At 43.4% G+C, this 18,577-nt stretch carries 18 protein-coding genes and 1 riboswitch; of the genes, 15 read left to right on the top strand and 3 right to left on the bottom strand.

The window, feature by feature from the left end; all coding sequences use genetic code 11:
- The first annotated feature begins 141 nt into the window (after positions 1–141).
- On the top strand, positions 142–732 hold the full coding sequence (locus PCY71_RS12340) for a LysM peptidoglycan-binding domain-containing protein (protein WP_002894257.1): 591 nt from the start codon (positions 142–144) through the stop codon (positions 730–732).
- Between the two features lie 133 nt (positions 733–865).
- On the opposite strand, the gene PCY71_RS12345 is transcribed toward PCY71_RS12340, so the two are convergent.
- Genes PCY71_RS12345 through sdaAB form a run of 3 tightly spaced genes read right to left on the bottom strand, consistent with a single transcriptional unit; the run spans position 866 to position 3,117 of the window.
- Positions 866–1,513, bottom strand: coding sequence for an HAD family hydrolase (locus tag PCY71_RS12345; protein WP_048773849.1), 648 nt, complete (start codon positions 1,511–1,513; stop codon positions 866–868).
- A 51-nt stretch (positions 1,514–1,564) separates the two neighbouring features.
- Entirely contained in the window at positions 1,565–2,437 is an 873-nt protein-coding gene (gene sdaAA, locus PCY71_RS12350) for an L-serine ammonia-lyase, iron-sulfur-dependent, subunit alpha (RefSeq protein ID WP_048773847.1), read from the bottom strand.
- An 8-nt stretch (positions 2,438–2,445) separates the two neighbouring features.
- Positions 2,446–3,117: an L-serine ammonia-lyase, iron-sulfur-dependent subunit beta gene (gene sdaAB / locus PCY71_RS12355; RefSeq protein ID WP_002908339.1), complete on the bottom strand. Its 672-nt coding sequence runs from the start codon at positions 3,115–3,117 to the stop codon at positions 2,446–2,448.
- Positions 3,118–3,391: 274 nt separating this feature from the next.
- Here sdaAB and mnmA point away from each other — a divergent pair, with 274 nt between their 5' ends.
- The 14 genes from mnmA (at position 3,392) to PCY71_RS12425 (ending at position 18,548) form a co-directional block, all read left to right on the top strand.
- On the top strand, positions 3,392–4,537 hold the full coding sequence (mnmA, locus tag PCY71_RS12360; protein WP_223310488.1) for a tRNA 2-thiouridine(34) synthase MnmA: 1,146 nt from the start codon (positions 3,392–3,394) through the stop codon (positions 4,535–4,537).
- Positions 4,538–4,674: 137 nt separating this feature from the next.
- Positions 4,675–6,582: a tRNA uridine-5-carboxymethylaminomethyl(34) synthesis enzyme MnmG gene (mnmG, locus tag PCY71_RS12365; RefSeq protein WP_032912556.1), complete on the top strand. Its 1,908-nt coding sequence runs from the start codon at positions 4,675–4,677 to the stop codon at positions 6,580–6,582.
- 157 nt (positions 6,583–6,739) lie between these two features.
- Positions 6,740–8,761, top strand: coding sequence for a DHH family phosphoesterase (locus tag PCY71_RS12370; protein WP_002910955.1), 2,022 nt, complete (start codon positions 6,740–6,742; stop codon positions 8,759–8,761).
- Entirely contained in the window at positions 8,758–9,210 is a 453-nt protein-coding gene (gene rplI / locus PCY71_RS12375) for a 50S ribosomal protein L9 (protein WP_002899398.1), read from the top strand. Before PCY71_RS12370 ends, rplI begins: the two co-directional genes overlap by 4 nt.
- Positions 9,211–9,236: 26 nt before the next feature.
- The gene (dnaB, locus tag PCY71_RS12380) at positions 9,237–10,592 is read left to right on the top strand and encodes a replicative DNA helicase (RefSeq protein ID WP_048773843.1); all 1,356 of its coding nucleotides are present in this window, start codon (positions 9,237–9,239) and stop codon (positions 10,590–10,592) included.
- A 2-nt stretch (positions 10,593–10,594) separates the two neighbouring features.
- The gene (locus PCY71_RS12385; RefSeq protein ID WP_002894239.1) at positions 10,595–10,870 is read left to right on the top strand and encodes a Veg family protein; all 276 of its coding nucleotides are present in this window, start codon (positions 10,595–10,597) and stop codon (positions 10,868–10,870) included.
- Between the two features lie 96 nt (positions 10,871–10,966).
- Positions 10,967–11,590 (top strand): HAD family phosphatase, encoded by a 624-nt coding sequence (locus PCY71_RS12390; RefSeq protein WP_185774657.1) that lies wholly within the window; start codon positions 10,967–10,969, stop codon positions 11,588–11,590.
- 84 nt (positions 11,591–11,674) lie between these two features.
- A riboswitch (TPP riboswitch) is annotated at positions 11,675–11,776 on the top strand.
- Positions 11,777–11,866: 90 nt separating this feature from the next.
- Entirely contained in the window at positions 11,867–12,646 is a 780-nt protein-coding gene (locus PCY71_RS12395) for an ABC transporter permease (protein WP_185774660.1), read from the top strand.
- A 44-nt stretch (positions 12,647–12,690) separates the two neighbouring features.
- Entirely contained in the window at positions 12,691–13,689 is a 999-nt protein-coding gene (locus tag PCY71_RS12400) for an ABC transporter substrate-binding protein (protein ID WP_048773838.1), read from the top strand.
- Positions 13,689–14,411: an ABC transporter ATP-binding protein gene (locus tag PCY71_RS12405; protein ID WP_002899391.1), complete on the top strand. Its 723-nt coding sequence runs from the start codon at positions 13,689–13,691 to the stop codon at positions 14,409–14,411. Before PCY71_RS12400 ends, PCY71_RS12405 begins: the two co-directional genes overlap by 1 nt.
- Positions 14,412–14,673: 262 nt before the next feature.
- On the top strand, positions 14,674–15,285 hold the full coding sequence (gene rpsD / locus PCY71_RS12410; protein WP_002899562.1) for a 30S ribosomal protein S4: 612 nt from the start codon (positions 14,674–14,676) through the stop codon (positions 15,283–15,285).
- 201 nt (positions 15,286–15,486) lie between these two features.
- A complete protein-coding gene (locus PCY71_RS12415; protein WP_048773836.1) occupies positions 15,487–16,518 on the top strand; it encodes an NAD(P)-dependent oxidoreductase in 1,032 nt (343 codons plus the stop codon).
- Positions 16,493–17,320: an MBL fold metallo-hydrolase gene (locus PCY71_RS12420; protein ID WP_048773834.1), complete on the top strand. Its 828-nt coding sequence runs from the start codon at positions 16,493–16,495 to the stop codon at positions 17,318–17,320. Before PCY71_RS12415 ends, PCY71_RS12420 begins: the two co-directional genes overlap by 26 nt.
- Entirely contained in the window at positions 17,289–18,548 is a 1,260-nt protein-coding gene (locus tag PCY71_RS12425; protein ID WP_002908327.1) for a F390 synthetase-related protein, read from the top strand. Before PCY71_RS12420 ends, PCY71_RS12425 begins: the two co-directional genes overlap by 32 nt.
- Positions 18,549–18,577 lie beyond the last annotated feature (29 nt).

The following is an 18,577-nucleotide window of genomic DNA, read 5'->3' on the forward strand; positions in this document are numbered from 1 at the left end:
AATATTTGGCAAAAAAGCTGTAAAAGTCTGTTTTTAACGTCTAAACTAAATGTTATTGTAACGTTTGACTTGTTAATGTAACTTTTTGGTAATATTTTATGTGTAAGATAGTATTATCACCGAAAGGAGAATTACATTTTAATGAACAAAAAAACAGCAAAATGGACTTTAACAGGTGCAGTCGCTGCAGCGGCTTTCTTGGTTTCAGGTATTGCAAATGCTGAGACCTATACAGTTGAAGCCGGTGATACTTTATCAGCTATTGCTAACGAAAAAAATACAACTCTTGAGAAATTAGTAGAGTTAAACAAGATTGCAGATCCAAATCACATCCGTGTTGGTCAAATCTTGGAACTTGGAAATAGTGCCAAAACGTCTGAAACAAGCGTAGCAGCAACTGCAACTCCCGTAAATAATTATGCAGCACCTGCAGCAACAGCTAATTCAGCAGCAACATCAGGAGGCCTTGTACTTAGCAATGGTAATACTGCTGGTGCAACAGGCTCTTATGCAGCATCACGTATGGCAGAAATGACTGGTGTTCCTGCATCAACTTGGGAAGCTATCATTGCCCGTGAATCAAATGGTCAAGTAGATGCTTACAACCCTTCAGGTGCAAGTGGCCTTTTCCAAACAATGCCAGGTTGGGGATCAACAGCTACTGTTGATGATCAAATTCAATCAGCATATAGTGCCTACAGTGCTCAAGGACTTTCAGCTTGGGGCTATTAAGATAGAACTAAAAAAACCACAGAAATCTGTGGTTTTTTGGTTTACATAAAATTGACAATTTATAAGCAGAAAATGATAGTGTAGATAAAGATTTAAAGGTTACAATCTTATCTGGATTGACAGATGTGTAAAGTTATGAAAAGTGTTCGTTCAATATTTTTAAAATGTAGTTAGGAGAATTAGCTAGCAAATCTGCTCCATTTTCTAGTAACTCTTCTTTGCTGCCAAAGCCCCAAAGGACTCCTAAAGTTGAGATTCCTACTTCTTTACCGCCAATCATATCAAACTTTGTATCACCTATAATTATGGTTTCTTCTGGATTTGCATCTAGTGTTTGCAGAGCTCGACGCAGAACATCTGCTTTGTGGAATGAATCTGGCAGTGAGCCAAAAATATCATCAAATTGGTCAGAGATAGCTAGATTTGCTAATAAATCTTGTGCTGTGGGTTGATTTTTACTCGTTGTTACATAAATCTGATAGCCGGCTTCTTTTAACTGTTTCAGCAATTCTGGTATCCCCTCATAGAGGCGGACGCCCCAGATGCCTTTTTCCTTATAGAAGCTGCGATAATAGTTAATTGCTTCTGGAACTTGGCTTTCTTCAAGAACAGAAGCGAAGCTTACTTCCAGAGGAGGACCCATAAAACTTTTTATAATACTTTCTTCAGGACACTCTTTTCCAAGTTGTTTAAAGCTGTATTCAAAGGATTCTTGGATGCCCTTTGAACTGTCAACTAAGGTTCCATCCAAATCAAAGAAGATATATTTCAAATGATTCATCTTGTCTCCTTGTTTACTATCTAGTAAATATACTTGACAAATTTGTCAAGGTTATTCTCCAAAGATTTCTTTTGAAAGTCTGCGACCTGTAGGTGTTGTAGCTAGACCGCCTTCAGCTGTTTCTCTGAAAGCGGTAGGCAGACTTGACCCGACTTGATACATAGCGTCAATGACTTCGTCAACAGGAATTTTAGACTCGATTCCCGCAAGAGCCATATCAGCTGCAATAAAGGCGTAACTGGCTCCCATAGCATTTCGCTTGACACAAGGCACTTCGACCAGACCAGCTACTGGATCGCAAATCAAACCCAGCATATTTTTGATGACAAAACAAATAGCTTGACTAGCTTGAAAAGGTGAGCCTCCAGCAGCCAGAATTAAAGCAGCTGCACTCATAGCTGAAGCGGAGCCGACCTCAGCTTGACAGCCACCTTCAGCTCCCGAAATTGAAGCATTATTGGCAATGACTAGGCCAAAAGCGCCTGCAGCTAATAGAAAGTTTAGTTGTTCTTCTTCTGAGAGTCCCAACTTTTCAATTGCAGATGTGAGAACAGCTGGCAGACAGCCAGCGCTGCCGGCCGTTGGTGTGGCACAAACTAAACCCATTTTAGCATTATGCTCATTGACAGCAATAGCATTTTTTGCAGCAGTCAGCACAGTGTGGTCTGATAAAGCCTTTCCTGACTGGATATAATGGTCAAGTTTTGCCGCGTCTCCACCAGTCAATCCGCTTCGAGACTTGCTCTCATCGAGTCCAAGAAGGACAGAGGCTTTCATGACTTCCAGATTGCGATGCATCAACCGCAGGACTTCATCTCTTTCACGACCAGTCAATTCATACTCGGTAGCAATCATCAATTCAGCAACATTTCCTTGGTAATCCAGGTCAGCTTGCTCTACCAATTCTTTGATGGAATAAAACATATTTTCTCCTATTTAAAGAAATTCACATTATGCAGATGAGGAATATTGCGAATTTCATCGATGGCTTCCTCACAGCTGCGGCTGTCAACTTCAATAATCATAATCGCTTTTTCCCCAGCTTTCTCACGAGTGACATTCATCTGAGCTATATTGATATTGTAGCGTGACAGAGCTTCGGTGACATGGGCAATCATACCAGGGACATCCTGGTGGACGATAATGATGGTCGGAGTATTCATGCTCAGAGATACTGAAAAGCCATTCAGCTCTGTTACTTGAATGTTGCCGCCACCGATAGAGACTCCAGTCACACTGATTGTTTTATGGTCATTTTTGATTGTAATCTTTGTCGTATTTGGGTGAGGTGCATTGCTATCCTTTTGAATGGTCCAGACAATCTTGATACCGCGTTTATGCGCGATTTCAAGGCTGTTAGGAATCTCTGGATCATCTGTATCCATACCTAAAATCCCTGCTACAAGAGCCAAGTCAGTTCCGTGACCTCGGTAAGTTTTGGCAAAAGAGTTAAAGAGCTGGAATTCTACTTCTGTAGGCTCATCGTTAAAAATAGAGGAGACAATTTTTCCGATACGGACGGCACCTGCTGTATGACTGCTTGATGGGCCTATCATAACGGGTCCGATAATATCAAAAACAGATTGAAATCTTAGTGAAGTCATGATTTCTCCTTGCGGCTAATTTATTATTTTCATTATAACAAAGTTAAGGGCTTTCTGCTGATTTTTTAAATGAATTAAAAGTGGATATTATAAAATTTCGTTAGATAGGAAAGTAAACGAGAAAATCAATAACTTTACAACGTTGTAAATATTCTTTACAGATAATAAATTTAGTTGAATTTCTGATTTGTTTTCCTAGTCCTTTCGTGCTATAATAGGCCTTGCTCAAGCGATCTTCAATCGTTGAAAGCACAGCACGACCTTCAATCGTGAAATAACGAAAAGATGGGAGAACACAATGAGTGATAACTCTAAGACTCGTGTCGTTGTTGGTATGAGCGGAGGCGTCGATTCATCAGTAACTGCTTTGCTCTTGAAAGAGCAAGGTTACGATGTGATTGGCATCTTCATGAAAAACTGGGACGACACAGATGAATTTGGTGTCTGCACAGCCACAGAAGACTACAAGGATGTAGCAGCTGTTGCAGATCAGATTGGCATTCCTTACTACTCTGTCAACTTTGAGAAAGAGTACTGGGATCGCGTTTTTGAATACTTCTTGGCGGAATACCGAGCAGGTAGGACTCCAAATCCAGATGTCATGTGTAACAAGGAAATCAAGTTTAAAGCCTTCCTTGACTATGCCTTGACATTGGGTGCAGATTACGTTGCAACGGGTCACTATGCTCAGGTGAAGAGAGACCAAGAAGGCGTGGTTCACATGCTGCGTGGCAAGGACAACAATAAGGATCAGACTTACTTCCTAAGCCAACTATCACAGGAACAACTGCAAAAGACTATGTTTCCTCTGGGTCATTTAGAAAAACCAGAAGTTCGAGCAATTGCTGAAAGAGCTGGTTTAGCTACAGCTAAGAAAAAAGACTCGACTGGTATTTGCTTCATTGGCGAGAAGAATTTTAAAGAGTTTCTGAGTCAATATTTACCAGCCCAGCCGGGTCGCATGATGACCTTGGAAGGTCGAGATATGGGCCAGCATGCTGGGTTGATGTATTATACCATTGGCCAGCGAGGTGGTCTTGGAATTGGTGGTCAGCACGGGGGAGATAATGAACCTTGGTTTGTAGTTGGAAAAGACCTCAGCCAAAATATTCTTTATGTCGGTCAGGGCTTTTATCATGACAACTTAATGTCAACCAGCCTTGACGCTAGTCAGGTTCATTTCACAAAAGAAATGCCAGAAGAATTTACTATGGAATGTACAGCTAAGTTCCGCTACCGTCAGCCAGATTCTAAGGTGACAGTTGCTGTAAAGGGTGACAAGGCTGTTGTCAACGTCGATCAACCGCAAAGGGCTGTTACTCCAGGTCAAGCAGTTGTCTTCTATGATGGCGATGAGTGCCTGGGTGGAGGCTTGATTGACAGAGCTTATAAGAATGGTCAAGTCTTGCAGTACATTTAGATTGACAATTCAGCTCAATCTGCTAAAATAAGATAAGCAATACCTATGATGGTCAAAGCTCATGGATGTTGCAGGCTTTTTTGTCCTGCACTTCTAGAGACTTGGCCTTTTTTGGTGAAAAAATGAAGGAAAAAGAAATGTCACACAATTTTACTGAAAGTTATGATATTATCGTGATTGGAGCAGGACATGCTGGGGTTGAGGCATCGCTGGCTGCTAGTCGAATGGGTTGTAAGGTTCTTTTGGCAACCATCAATATTGAGATGCTGGCTTTTATGCCCTGCAATCCATCTATCGGAGGGTCTGCAAAAGGCATTGTCGTTCGTGAAGTAGATGCTTTGGGCGGAGAGATGGCTAAGAATATTGACAAGAGCTATATCCAGATGAAGATGCTCAATACTGGTAAAGGACCCGCTGTTCGGGCTCTTCGGGCGCAGGCGGATAAGGAAGTCTACTCCAAAGAAATGCGGAAGACTGTCGAAAATCAAGAAAATCTGACTCTGCGGCAAACCATGATTAATGAAATCTTGGTAGAAGACGGTAAAGTAATTGGGGTTAAGACAGCGACCCATCAGGAATATGCAGCTAAAGCTGTTATTGTTACGACTGGAACAGCCTTGCGGGGAGAAATTATCATTGGTGATCTCAAGTATTCATCTGGTCCTAATCACAGTCTGGCAGCCATTCCTTTAGCAGATAACCTGCGTGATCTAGGTTTTGAAATTGGTCGTTTTAAAACTGGAACGCCACCGCGTGTCAAGGCATCATCTATCAATTATGATGTGACTGAGATTCAGCCAGGTGATGAAAAGGCCAATCATTTTTCATACACATCTCGTGATGAGGACTATGTGAAAGATCAAGTTCCTTGCTGGTTGACTTATACCAATGCAGAAAGTCACGAAATTATCCAAAATAACCTGCACCGGGCTCCTATGTTTTCAGGTATCGTTAAGGGTGTGGGCCCTCGCTATTGCCCGTCAATCGAGGATAAGATTGTCCGTTTTGCGGATAAGGAACGCCACCAGCTTTTCTTAGAACCTGAGGGTCGTGATACAGAAGAAGTTTATGTGCAGGGGCTGTCAACCAGTTTGCCAGAAGATGTACAGAAGGACTTGGTTCACTCTATCAAAGGTTTAGAAAATGCTGAGATGATGCGGACAGGCTATGCCATTGAGTACGATATGATTATGCCCCACCAGTTGCGGGTAACCTTGGAAACCAAGAAAATTTCAGGGCTCTTTACAGCGGGTCAAACCAATGGAACTTCTGGCTATGAAGAAGCTGCAGGTCAAGGGATTATCGCTGGGATTAATGCGGCTTTGAAGATCCAAGGGAAGCCAGAGTTGATCTTGAAGCGAAGTGATGGTTACATTGGAGTCATGATTGATGATTTGGTGACTAAGGGCACGGTAGAACCTTACCGACTCTTGACCAGTCGAGCTGAGTACCGTCTGATTCTCCGTCATGACAATGCAGATATGCGTTTGACAGAGATGGGACGGGAAATTGGTCTGGTAGATGATGAGCGCTGGGCTCGTTTCGAGATTAAAAAGAATCAATTTGACAACGAGATGAAGCGTTTGGAATCGATCAAGCTAAAACCTGTCAAGGAAACAAATGCTAAGGTAGAAGCGCTAGGCTTTAAGCCTCTGACAGATGCAGTAACTGCCAAAGAATTTATGCGGCGTCCTGAAGTGTCTTACCAAGATGTAGTTCAGTTCATTGGTCCGGCGGCAGAGGAGCTTGATGAAAAGATTATCGAGCTGATTGAGACAGAGATTAAGTACGAAGGCTATATTTCTAAAGCTCTCGATCAGGTTGAAAAGATGAAGCGTATGGAAGAGAAGCGGATTCCAGCTAATATTGACTGGGATGATATTGATTCGATTGCGACAGAAGCGCGTCAAAAGTTCAAGAAAATTAATCCAGAAACGATTGGTCAGGCAAGTCGTATTTCTGGTGTCAATCCAGCAGATATTTCTATTTTGATGGTTTACCTAGAAGGCAAGTCCAGAAGCATTTCTAAAAATCAAGCGAAGTAACTCTTGTAAAAGGCTTAGTTTCCTTTGGGAAGCAGCCTTTTTGTGTAAATTTACAATAGATTTACAATGTTGTAAACTTTGAAAGACTGTTTTTCGCTTCCTTTACCATTGTTAAATGCTTTGATTATTGGGAGAAATTCGCTTTTTTCTAGGATTTATGGTAAAATGGCGGAATAAGAGGTCTATGATGAAAAAATTTCGTTTTGCCCCAATTCACTTGGCGATGGCGGGTTTAATTTCCTTTATAATCTTAGCTATTTGTCTGAGGCTTTTTGGTGATAGTTTGGCCATGCTAGCTGCTCTCATGCTTGTGCTGGCTCTTTTGATTGTGCTTTTTATCCAGCAACAGAGAGTATCCGAGCTAGATGAGATTGAGCAGATTCATTATGTCAATCATCAAGCAGAAGGAAGCCTCGCTTCCTTGCTGGATAAGATGCCCGTTGGTGTCATTAAAATCAGTGAAGATAATGGTGATGTAGAGTGGTTTAACCCCTATGCAGAACTGATTTTTACAACTGAAGATGGTGATTTTGATGCTGATATGCTCAAGAATATCATGAAGGCTGCTTATTCAGACTCTGGTCATTATGCTACGGTTGGAGACAAGAAATATTCGGTTTACTTGGACCGTGCATCCAGTGTGTTTTATTTTTTTGATGCATCCAATGAATACGAAGCCACCGTTGGTCTGGTAACAACGCGCCCGGTGATCGGGATTATCTCGGTGGATAATTATGATGATTTGGAAGATGTCGTTTCAGACACAGATATCAGTCATATCAATAGCTTTGTGGCCAACTTCGTAGCAGAATTTTCTGAGCAGTTTCACATGTTTTACCGTCGGGTTGGCATGGATCGGTTCTATCTTTTTACGGATTACACAGTGCTGGAACAGCTGATGGAAAATAAATTTTCTATCATTGACCAATTCCGGACGGAAGCTAAAAATCGAGAGCTGTCACTGACACTCAGTATGGGCTTTTCTTATGGTGATGGCAATCATGATGAAATCGGTCGGGTTGCCCTGCTTAACCTCAACTTAGCTGAAGTTCGCGGTGGGGACCAAGCTGTTGTCAAAGAAAATAATGACAATATGAACCCAATCTTCTTTGGTGGAGGAACGGCGTCAGCTGTTAAGCGCACGCGCACCCGAACTCGGGCTATGATGACTGCGATCTCTGATAAGATTAAGAGTGTGGATCAGGTCTTTATAGTCGGACATAAAAATCTGGATATGGATGCCTTGGGTTCTTCTCTTGGTATGCAGCTCTTTGCCAGTAATATCATTGAGAAAGCTTATGTGGTCTATGATCCGTCCCAGATGGCTTCTGACATTGAACGCTCCATTACAAAGCTCCAGCAGGAAGGGGCTGACTATCTGGTGCCGCTTTCTGAAGCAGTAAATATGGTGACCAATCGTTCTCTTTTGATTATGGTTGATCACTCCAAGATATCTCTGACTCTGTCTAAGGATTTCTTTGATCAATTCAGTCAGATTATCGTAGTCGACCACCATCGCCGTGATGAAGATTTTCCGGAAAATGCTGTGATTGCCTATATCGAAAGTGGGGCTAGCAGTGCCAGTGAATTGGTAACGGAGCTGATTCAGTTCCAGAATTCTAAAAAGAATCGTCTCAGTAAGATGCAAGCCAGCATTCTCATGGCGGGGATTATGCTTGACACCAAAGGATTTTCATCTCGAGTCACCAGTCGGACCTTTGATGTGGCCAGCTATCTGCGGACTCGAGGCAGTGACAGTGTTGTGATTCAGGACATTTCCGCTACGAATTTTGAGGAATATCGTGCGATTAATGAGCTGATTTTAAATGGTAAGAAGATTTTGCCTAATGTCATTGTAGCAGCTGGTCCAGAGGAGAACACTTACGATACAGTTGTCATCAGTAAGGCAGCTGATACCATGCTCTCTATGTCAGGAATTGAAGCCACTTTTGTTGTAAGCAAGAATACCAAAGGCTATGTGTCTATTTCGGCTCGCAGTCGCAGCAAGATCAATGTTCAGCGAATTATGGAAAAGCTGGGAGGTGGCGGTCATTTCAATCTGGCAGCAGCTCAAATTGAAGGCAAAACAGTTTCTGAGGTCCTTCAGTCGCTGAATCAAGAAATTATGGACCAAGTCATTAAAGAGGAAGTAATAATAGACGAGGAGAAAAAAGGATGAAAGTAATTTTTTTAGCAGATGTAAAAGGCAAGGGCAAAAAAGGCGAAATCAAGGAAATGCCGACTGGCTATGCTCAAAATTTTCTGATTAAGAAAAATTTAGCCAAGGAAGCAACAGCGCAGGCTATTGGTGAACTGCGCGGCAAGCAAAAGTCCGAAGAAAAAGCTCACGCAGAACTAGTGGCAGAAGCTCAAGCTATTAAAGCTAAGTTAGCAGAAGAAGATACTCTTGTTGAATTTACTGAAAAAGTTGGTCCGGACGGCCGTACCTTTGGCTCTATTACCAGCAAGAAAATAGCAGAAGAGCTACAGAAGCAGTTTGGCATTAAAATTGATAAGCGCCATATTAAGGTGGACTCACCGATTCGCTCCATTGGTCTGATAGATGTTCCAGTGAAAATTTATCAGGATATAACTGGGGTGATTCGTTTGCGGGTTAAAGAAGGATAATAGTGATTTGAAGGAAGGATTTACCGATGGCAGAGATTGATGAACTCCGAGCTCAGCCTCAGGATATTTTAGCGGAGCAGTCCGTCTTAGGAGCCATTTTCATTGATGAGAGCAAACTGGTCTTTGTTCGTGAGTATATCGAGCCTGCTGACTTCTTTAAGTATGCCAATCGCTTGATTTTCAAGGCTATGATTGACTTGGCTGACCGCGGTGATGCCATTGATGCAACGACGGTTCGTAATATTTTAGACAGTCAGGGTGACTTGCAGAATATCGGCGGTCTCAGCTACTTGGTGGAAGTGGTCAATTCTGTGCCAACCTCTGCCAATGCTGAATACTATGCTAAAATCGTTGCAGAAAAGGCCATTCTGCGGCGGCTGATTTCGCGCCTGACAGAGTCTATCAATCAAGCTTACGATGGTGATCGGCTGTCAGAGGAAATTATCGCTGGAGCTGAAAAAGCCCTGATTGATGTCAGTGAAACTACTAACCGCAGCGGTTTTAAAAATATCCGTGATGTGCTGAACCTTAACTTTGGCAATCTGGAGGCTCGGTCTCTGCAGACATCAGATATCACTGGGATTGCGACTGGCTACCGTGAGCTGGACAAGATGACGACTGGTCTTCATGAGGAAGAATTAATCATTTTGGCGGCCCGGCCAGCGGTCGGAAAGACAGCCTTTGCCCTCAATATCGCTCAGAATATCGGAACCAAGCTGGATAAGACTGTAGCCATTTTCTCTCTGGAAATGGGGGCGGAAAGCTTGGTGGACCGGATGCTGGCTTCAGAAGGGGTGATTAACTCTCACTCCATTCGTACGGGGCAACTGACAGATGAAGAGTGGCAAAAATATACCATTGCGACAGCTAATCTGGCCAACGCTAGTATCTATATTGATGATACACCAGGGATTCGGATTACAGAGATTCGCTCGCGGGCTCGAAAACTGGCTCAGGAAACGGGCAATCTAGGGCTGGTCTTGATTGACTATCTGCAGCTGATTACAGGAACTGGGCGCGAAAACCGCCAGCAAGAGGTTTCGGAAATTTCCCGGCAGTTGAAAATCTTGGCTAAGGAACTCAAGGTGCCGGTCATTGCGCTGAGTCAGCTCTCGCGTGGCGTAGAGCAGCGGCAGGATAAGCGACCAGTGCTGTCTGATATTCGGGAATCAGGTTCCATTGAGCAGGATGCGGATATCGTTGCCTTCCTTTACCGGGATGATTATTATGATCGGGCCGGTGAGGAGGAAGAAGGCATCCCCAACAACAAGGTTGAAGTCATTATCGAGAAAAACCGGAGTGGTGCGCGTGGTACAGTAGAGTTAATTTTCCAGAAAGAGTATAATAAATTCTCAAGTATTTCCAAAAGAGAGGACGAATAAAGATGAGTGATGCATTTACAGATGTGGCAAAAATGAAAAAAATCAAAGAAGATATCAAGGCGCATGAAGGACAAATTGTTGAGATGACTCTGGAAAACGGTCGTAAGCGCCAAAAAAGCAAGCAAGGCCGTCTGATTGAAGTCTATCCGTCTTTGTTTATCGTGGAATATTCCAATGAAGGCGGTCAGCCAGGGGAAATCTCCAATACCTATGTGGAGTCTTATACTTATTCTGACATTTTGACAGAAAAGAACCTCATCCGTTATTTTGATGAATAGAAAGGTCCAGTGGGCCTTTTTACTTATATTTGAGGCAATTCCTCAGTCAAATCGACTTATATAGAGGATGATAAGCAAAGAAAACAGGTGGTCATCATGATTAAAAATTTAGTTTTTGATTTGGGCAATGTTCTGATTGAATGGAATTCTGAGAAAATCTTGACATATTTTGAACCTGAGAAAGAGCGGCGGCAGGTCCTTAGGCAGGCCATTTTTGAGTCGGGTGTCTGGCATCAGACGGACAAGGGAGAGCTGAGTTTGAAAGAAGCTTGTGAGGAGGTCCTGACTCAGCTAGATGCTTCCTATCATTCTGCCATTAAGAATATCTTTTACCATTGGTACGAAGTCGTGTATGTTTACAGTGATTTACAGGAAAGGATTCGGCTATGGGTTGCCCAGGACTATCGAATCTATATCTTGTCAACCACTTGTGAGATTTTTTATCATATTGAAAAAGCTGGTTTGTTGCCTATTTACCCACTGCTGTCGGGCTATATCCTTTCCTCAGAGGTCGGTGTCGTCAAGCCAGAAGCAGAGATTTACCAAAAGCTGTTGAAAAAATATAATCTGAATCCAGTAGAATCCGTCTTCATTGATGATATTCAGGCTAACTTAGATACGGCAGCTGAATTGGGCTTTGAAACCATCTTATCCACAAGCGAGACAGAGAATATCAGGGCTATGGAGACTTTGCTGGCCGCGAAAGGAAAGTTTGACTGATTGATGATCGTTTGCTTCACTTATCGTTGAAAAGTAGTGAGTCCAAGCTCCAACCTTGACATTTGCTGATGATTGCGCTATCATAGTCCTATATATGGGAGTCTGTGTACAGTCTGAGAGGAAGTGTAAGCTTCGACCGCACCTGATCTGGGTAATGCCAGCGTAGGAATCATACCGAAAAACAGTGGTATTGTGCGTCTTTTCCATATACGGAAAAGGCTTTTTCTTTTATTATCTTTATTGAATGGTGATATCTTGAAGAATTGCAGCGCAAAAATGCAGGAAGGGAGGAAAATCGTTCTAATGAAAGCACTACAAAGGCTGATGCGACAGCAAATCGGTCTCTTAGGTATGCTGGGTGTATTTGTCATCTGGCAGGTCATGGGCTGGCTCAAGCTCTTGCCTAAGTTTATCCTGCCGACACCTCTGGAAATCGGTCAGGCCTTTATCAGAGATGCTGGATTTCTAGCAAGTCATAGCTGGGCGACCTTAAAAGTAGCTTTGCTGGGTTTAGTCTTGGGCGTCATCTTGGCCTGTATACTAGCTATACTCATGGACAGCATGAGCTGGCTCAATGATCTGATTTATCCCATGATGGTCGTGGTGCAGACGATTCCGACCATTGCTTTGGCGCCAATCCTGGTTCTTTGGCTGGGGTATGGGATTTTGCCCAAGATTGTGCTGATTATTCTGACGACGACCTTTCCAATTATCGTCAGTATTCTGGATGGTTTTCGGCATTGTGATCGGGATACTCTAACTCTCTTTGAGCTAATGCAGGCCAATCGCTGGCAGATTCTCTGGCATTTTAAGATTCCAGCTAGTCTGCCCTATTTCTATGCGGGCTTGCGCGTCAGTGTTTCCTATGCCTTTATCACGACTGTGGTTTCCGAATGGCTGGGCGGTTTCGAAGGCTTGGGTGTCTATATGATCCAGTCTAAGAAACTTTTCCAGTACGACACCATGTTTGCCATTATTATATTGGTTTCGGTCATCAGTCTTCTGGGGATGAAGCTGGTGGCTGTCAGTGAAAAATATGTCATTAAGTGGAAATAGGAGCTCAGCTCTGCTATTTTCCAAAGAAAGAAAAGAGGATAATGATGAAAAAAAGTTATAAAGTCTTGTTGGCAGGTTTGGCTGCTGTGTCAATTATCGGCCTAGCGGCCTGCGGTCAGTCGAAATCTACATCTGAAAGCAAGGATAAAAAAATTGATTTTATCCTAGACTGGTCACCTAACACCAACCATACTGGCCTTTATGTAGCTCAAGAAAAGGGCTACTTCAAGGAAGCGGGAGTGGATGTGGATATCAAGTTGCCGCCTGAAGATAGCAGTTCGGATTTGATTATCAACGGCAAGGCGCCTTTTGGTATTTACTTCCAGGACTCCATGGCTAAAAAACTGGATAAGGGCGCAGAAATCACAGCTGTCGCGGCCATTGTAGAGCATAATACTTCGGGCATTATTTCAAAGAAGTCTGCAGGGATTACTGGACCTAAGGACCTAGCTGGCAAGAAATACGGCACTTGGAATGATCCAGTGGAGCTAGGCATGCTCAAAACTTTGGTTGAAAGCCAAGGCGGCCAGTTTGATGAAGTGGAAAAAGTTCCTAACAACGATTCTAACTCTATTACGCCGATTGAAAATGGTTTGTTTGATGCAGCGTGGATTTATCATGGCTGGGACGGCATCATGGCAGAGACGCAAGGCATGGACACTAATTTCTTTTACATGAAGGATTACGTCAAGGAGTTTGACTATTATTCTCCAGTCATCATTGCTAATAATGACTATCTGAAGAAGAATCCGGATGAGGCGAAAAAGGTCCTGCAGGCTATCAAGAAGGGATATCAATATGCCATGGAGCACCCTGAAGAAGCAGCAGATATTTTAATCAAGCATGCGCCAGAGTTGAAAAATAAGCGTGACTTTGTCTTGGCTTCTCAAAAATATTTGTCCGAGCAATATGCATCAGATAAGGACAAGTGGGGTCAGTTTGAGGCTAGTCGTTGGAATGCTTTTTACAAATGGGCCAAGGATAAGGGTATCGTGGACAATGACTTGAGTGACAAGGGATTTAGCAACGATTATATAAAATAATGACAGAAATTAAACTTGAAAATATAAGCTATGCTTATGATGAGCAGCAGATTTTGAAAGATATCAGCCTACGGGTAGAAGCAGGCCAAGTCGTAACGATTTTGGGGCCTAGTGGAGTCGGGAAAACGACCCTCTTTAATCTAATTGCTGGGATTTTGGAGGTCCAGTCGGGCAGGATTTTCCTAGATGGACAGGAAAATCCCAAGGGCCGGGTGAGTTATATGCTGCAGAAGGACTTGCTGCTGGAGCACAAGACGGTGTTGGGCAATGTCATCTTGCCCCTGCTAATCCGAAAAGTATCTAAAAAGGAAGCGACGGAGCAGGCAAGTCAGATTTTGAAAGATTTTGGGCTCTTTGATGTGGCAGACAAGTATCCTCATGAGCTGAGTGGAGGGATGCGGCAGCGAGTGGCTCTGCTACGGACCTATATGTTCGGTCACAAGCTATTTCTTCTGGACGAGGCCTTTAGTGCCTTGGATGAGCTGACTAAGATGGAGCTGCACGCTTGGTATCTGGATATTCATCGCAGGCTGGGTCTGACGACTCTTCTCATTACTCATAGCATCGAGGAAGCTCTGGCTCTCAGCGACCATATCTATATTCTGAAAAATCGGCCTGGGGAAGTCGTTGCAGATCTCCAACTGACTTGGTCAGACAGTGAGGATAAGGAATTGCAGAAGCTGCGATACAAGCAGGAGATTTTGAGGATTTTAGGAGTGTGAAGCAACTGTCGGAATTCTTTTGCTTTCAAGAAACAACTTCAATCAAGCCTTTTGGCTTGATTTTTTGCATGAGCCCCTTTACTTTTGACTTTATTCATGGTACAATAGCCTTTGTGTGAAATAGCAGCAGGAAAGCATGGAGCTCGTCAACAGAACATCAGCTATAAAAGTAGCCTTAGCTGTTTGGGCGAAAATGTTCTGCACGAATCAGGGCTTTCTAAGTGACTATTTCCTCAAAAATATTTTACAGGAGGACATTTTTATGTCACGTTATACAGGACCATCTTGGAAACAAGCTCGTCGTTTGGGTCTTTCTCTTACTGGTACAGGTAAAGAATTGGCTCGCCGCAACTATGTACCTGGTCAGCATGGACCAAACAACCGCAGCAAATTGTCAGAATACGGTTTGCAATTGGCTGAAAAGCAAAAACTTCGTTTCACTTACGGTGTAGGTGAAAAACAATTCCGTAACTTGTTTGTTCAAGCTTCAAAAATCAAAGAAGGAATCCTTGGTTTCAACTTCATGCTTCTCTTGGAGCGTCGCTTGGATAACGTTGTTTACCGTCTTGGTCTTGCGACTACTCGTCGTCAAGCTCGTCAATTCGTAAACCATGGGCACATCCTTGTTGACGGCAAACGCGTTGATATCCCATCATACCGCGTAACTCCAGGTCAAGTGATCTCAGTTCGCGAGAAATCATTGAAAGTGCCTGCAATCCTTGAAGCTGTTGAAGCAACTCTTGGACGTCCAGCATTCGTATCATTCGATGCTGAAAAATTAGAAGGTTCATTGACTCGCCTTCCAGAGCGCGATGAAATCAACCCAGAAATCAACGAAGCACTTATCGTTGAATTCTACAACAAAATGCTTTAATTTGTATTTGTTCAGAAGCCGGGAAACCGGCTTCTTTTTTAATATTCTCAATGAACTAATAGAGCTATTTCCAACTAAAAAAATTTCAGTGGATTGAGACAGCTGTTTTGGGATATTATCTGATTTCTTTCTGCTCCTATCTAATCAGGTGAGACACTCTGTAAAGATTTTTTCCAGCTTTTTTACGGAAGATTTGCTGAAATGGTGTATAATGGGGACAAGACAGAAACAGAAAATTGTATGAAAGGAGTAGCGATGAAGGTTCTGGTGACAGGAGCGACAGGCTTTCTAGGAAAGTATGTTGTTGAAGAGCTGGCTGAACAAGGCTATCAGGTGCGGGCTTTTGGTCGTAATCTGAAGGCTGGTCGGCAGTTAGAAGGTCCTTTAGTAGAGTTTTTTGCTGGTGATTTTACCAGAGAAGAAGAAATTTTTGCAGCCTGCGAAGGAGTGGATGCAGTGGTTCATGCTGGGGCTCTCTCAACGATTTGGGGACCCTGGGAGCAGTTTTATCAGACTAATGTGGTAGGAACCAAACTGGTTATGGAAGCCTGCCGGCATTTTGGAATGCAAAGACTGGTCTATATTTCCTCTCCAAGTGTTTATGCTGCGGCGCGTGACCAACTTGCTATCAAAGAAGAGGCTGCTCCTCAGGAAAATGAGCTGAATTTTTATATCAAAAGCAAGCTCATGGCTGAGCGGATTGTCCGAAGTTATCCTCAAGTTCCATCGGTTATCTTGCGTCCTAGAGGGCTTTTTGGTATTGGGGATACCAGTATCTTTCCTAGGATTCTGCGGTTGAGCCAAAAACTGGCGATTCCACTTATCAGAAATGGCCAGCAAATGATGGACATGACTTGTGTGGAAAATGTGGCCTTGGCTGTTCGTCTGGCTTTGGAAATTCCAGAAGCTCAAGGACAAGTTTACAACATTACCAACGGAGAATCGCGTAGTTTCAAGGATATGCTGGATGAAGCTTTAGATAGTTTACAGGTTCGTAAACGTTATGTTAAGTTGCCCGCTGCTTTTCTAGGTCTTCTGGCACAGGGCTTTGAAAGCTTTTATCGCTTTTTTAACATTGAAAAAGAGCCTCCTCTGACTCTTTACACTTATTACTTAATGCGTTACAGTCAAACGCTGGATATATCAGCAGCAGTAAGAGATTTGGGCTATCAACCCAAGTTGACAATCAGTGAAGGGATTGCAAAATATGTCCAACATTATCGAGAAAATTGAGTATCTTCAGCCTGGACGCTGCAGCAGTCACTTGCAGCAGATGTTTAAGGGAGTTGCCAAGAAAAAAATGATTTTTCCAGCTGGTGTTTTCCTCTTGAAGCATCGTGAGAAAGGCTATATTCTCTACGACACTGGCTATTCTCCAGCTATTCTGAAGCCCAATTTTAAATACTGGCTTTATGGTCTGGGAACGCCTGTTGATATGTCAGAAGAGGAGCGTGTAGATCGTCTGCTTGAGCAAAAAGGAATTGCGCCAGAAGATATTTCTTATGTCATCTTGTCGCACTTGCATCCAGATCACATCGGCGGAGCCGCTTTCTTTCCCAAGGCCCGCTTCATTCTGACCAAGACCGTTTTCAAAACGTATCAGCATGCCAAACTGAAGGATTTGATTTTTAAGGAATTTCTTCCGCAGGATTTTGAGAGTCGGTTGGAAGTGGTGGAACCTCAGCAGGTGCAAGCAGCATTCCTCTATCGCAAGACAGTCGACTTGTTTGGGGATGGCAGTATATATCTGGCCTCAGTTGATGGCCATGCTGCTGGTCAAGCGTGTCTCTTTTTGCCAGATTATCATCTGTTTATCGGAGCTGATTTGTGCTGGGGCGTGGATCTGTTGCCGTATACAGAGCAGATGCGTTTCTTGCCGTCACTGATCCAAGATAGCAAGGAAGAATACATGGCCGGTGTGGCCTTGCTTCGGCAGTTACTTGCTGTTGGCTATCAGGTGCTAGTCAGTCATGATCCGGCTGAGAGAGCGGAGCAGATTTTGTATGAAACTAGGAACATTTCTAAAAACCTTTAGCGTCATGCGCTGGGTGCATCGATTTAAAGATCGACAGGCCTTGGAATGCTATCAAATCAAGGCTTTAGCAGCCTATCGGGAATTTCTGCAGCAGGAATCACCTTATTTTAAATCAGGTATTCCAGCAGATTTTAAGATGAATAAGGCCTTCATGATGGAGCATTTCAATGAGCTCAATACTCAGGGACTGGATCGTGATGAGTTGCTAGCTTTGGCCCTAGAGAGTGAGCGGACACGTGATTTCAGTCCCATGATAGGAGAAATCGCTGTCGGCTTGTCTTCGGGGACATCCGGTCACCGAGGCTTGTTTGTCACCACTGAAAAGGAGCGCAGTATGTGGGCGGCAGCCATCTTGGCCAAGATGCTGCCTAAAGGCAAACTCTTTGGGCACAAAATTGCCTTCTTTCTTCGGGCAGACAACCAACTCTATCAGACTGTCAATTCAGGCTTGATTTCTCTGGAGTATTTTGATACTTTCCAGGGAGCTGAAGAACACGTAGAGCGCTTGAATGCTTACCAGCCGACGATTTTGGTAGCGCCAGCATCAATGCTCTTGGAGCTGGCAAAACAAGTCCAGGCAGAAAATTTGCAGATTGCCGCTAGCAAAGTCGTATCGGTGGCAGAGATTTTGGAAGAGCCAGATCGGCAGAGGATTCAAGCAGGTTTTGGTCTGAAAATGGTGGATCAGGTCTACCAAGCGACCGAGGGCTTTTTAGCCTGCAGCTGTGCCTACGGCAATCTTCATCTAAACGAAGATATTGTCCATGTAGATAAGCGCTACCTGGATGATAGGCGCTTTTATCCAATTATTACGGATTTTAAGCGGACTTCTCAGCCAATTTTTCAATATGAGCTGAATGATATCTTGGTGGAAAATCCTGAACCTTGCCCTTGCGGTTCGGTCTTTACACGGATTGACAGGATTGAGGGGCGCTCAGATGATATTTTCATTTTTGAAAATGCTGCAGGTCAGTCGGTGGAGGTCTTTCCAGACTTTATCCGCCGTTGTCTGCTCTTGGTTGATGGGATTGGAGAATATCAAGTCGCTCAGAAAAAGGACTACTCGCTGACCATTGCTATCGAACATCGTAGTCAGCAGCGAGAAGACGAGATTATCCAGCAGTTTCAGAATTTGGCGACTGATAAAGACTTTCTTATGCCGGCTATTTCTTTTGAAGATTATCAGCGGGACAGAAGCCGTAAGTTGAAACGTATCTATCGGGCTTAAGAATGCTCCAAGTGGAAAAACATATGAAT

This window comes from Streptococcus sp. SN3 (assembly GCF_030439905.1).

Bases quoted from the DNA above. Each gene is read 5' to 3' on its own strand.
- PCY71_RS12340 (WP_002894257.1), top strand. From the start codon at position 142: ATGAACAAAAAAACAGCAAAATGGACTTTAACAGGTGCAGTCGCTGCA.
- PCY71_RS12345 (WP_048773849.1), bottom strand. From the start codon at position 1,513: ATGAATCATTTGAAATATATCTTCTTTGATTTGGATGGAACCTTAGTT.
- sdaAA (WP_048773847.1), bottom strand. From the start codon at position 2,437: ATGTTTTATTCCATCAAAGAATTGGTAGAGCAAGCTGACCTGGATTAC.
- sdaAB (WP_002908339.1), bottom strand. From the start codon at position 3,117: ATGACTTCACTAAGATTTCAATCTGTTTTTGATATTATCGGACCCGTT.
- mnmG (WP_032912556.1), top strand. From the start codon at position 4,675: ATGTCACACAATTTTACTGAAAGTTATGATATTATCGTGATTGGAGCA.
- PCY71_RS12370 (WP_002910955.1), top strand. From the start codon at position 6,740: ATGGTAAAATGGCGGAATAAGAGGTCTATGATGAAAAAATTTCGTTTT.
- rplI (WP_002899398.1), top strand. From the start codon at position 8,758: ATGAAAGTAATTTTTTTAGCAGATGTAAAAGGCAAGGGCAAAAAAGGC.
- dnaB (WP_048773843.1), top strand. From the start codon at position 9,237: ATGGCAGAGATTGATGAACTCCGAGCTCAGCCTCAGGATATTTTAGCG.
- PCY71_RS12385 (WP_002894239.1), top strand. From the start codon at position 10,595: ATGAGTGATGCATTTACAGATGTGGCAAAAATGAAAAAAATCAAAGAA.
- PCY71_RS12390 (WP_185774657.1), top strand. From the start codon at position 10,967: ATGATTAAAAATTTAGTTTTTGATTTGGGCAATGTTCTGATTGAATGG.
- PCY71_RS12395 (WP_185774660.1), top strand. From the start codon at position 11,867: ATGCAGGAAGGGAGGAAAATCGTTCTAATGAAAGCACTACAAAGGCTG.
- PCY71_RS12400 (WP_048773838.1), top strand. From the start codon at position 12,691: ATGAAAAAAAGTTATAAAGTCTTGTTGGCAGGTTTGGCTGCTGTGTCA.
- PCY71_RS12405 (WP_002899391.1), top strand. From the start codon at position 13,689: ATGACAGAAATTAAACTTGAAAATATAAGCTATGCTTATGATGAGCAG.
- rpsD (WP_002899562.1), top strand. From the start codon at position 14,674: ATGTCACGTTATACAGGACCATCTTGGAAACAAGCTCGTCGTTTGGGT.
- PCY71_RS12415 (WP_048773836.1), top strand. From the start codon at position 15,487: ATGGTGTATAATGGGGACAAGACAGAAACAGAAAATTGTATGAAAGGA.
- PCY71_RS12420 (WP_048773834.1), top strand. From the start codon at position 16,493: ATGTCCAACATTATCGAGAAAATTGAGTATCTTCAGCCTGGACGCTGC.
- PCY71_RS12425 (WP_002908327.1), top strand. From the start codon at position 17,289: ATGAAACTAGGAACATTTCTAAAAACCTTTAGCGTCATGCGCTGGGTG.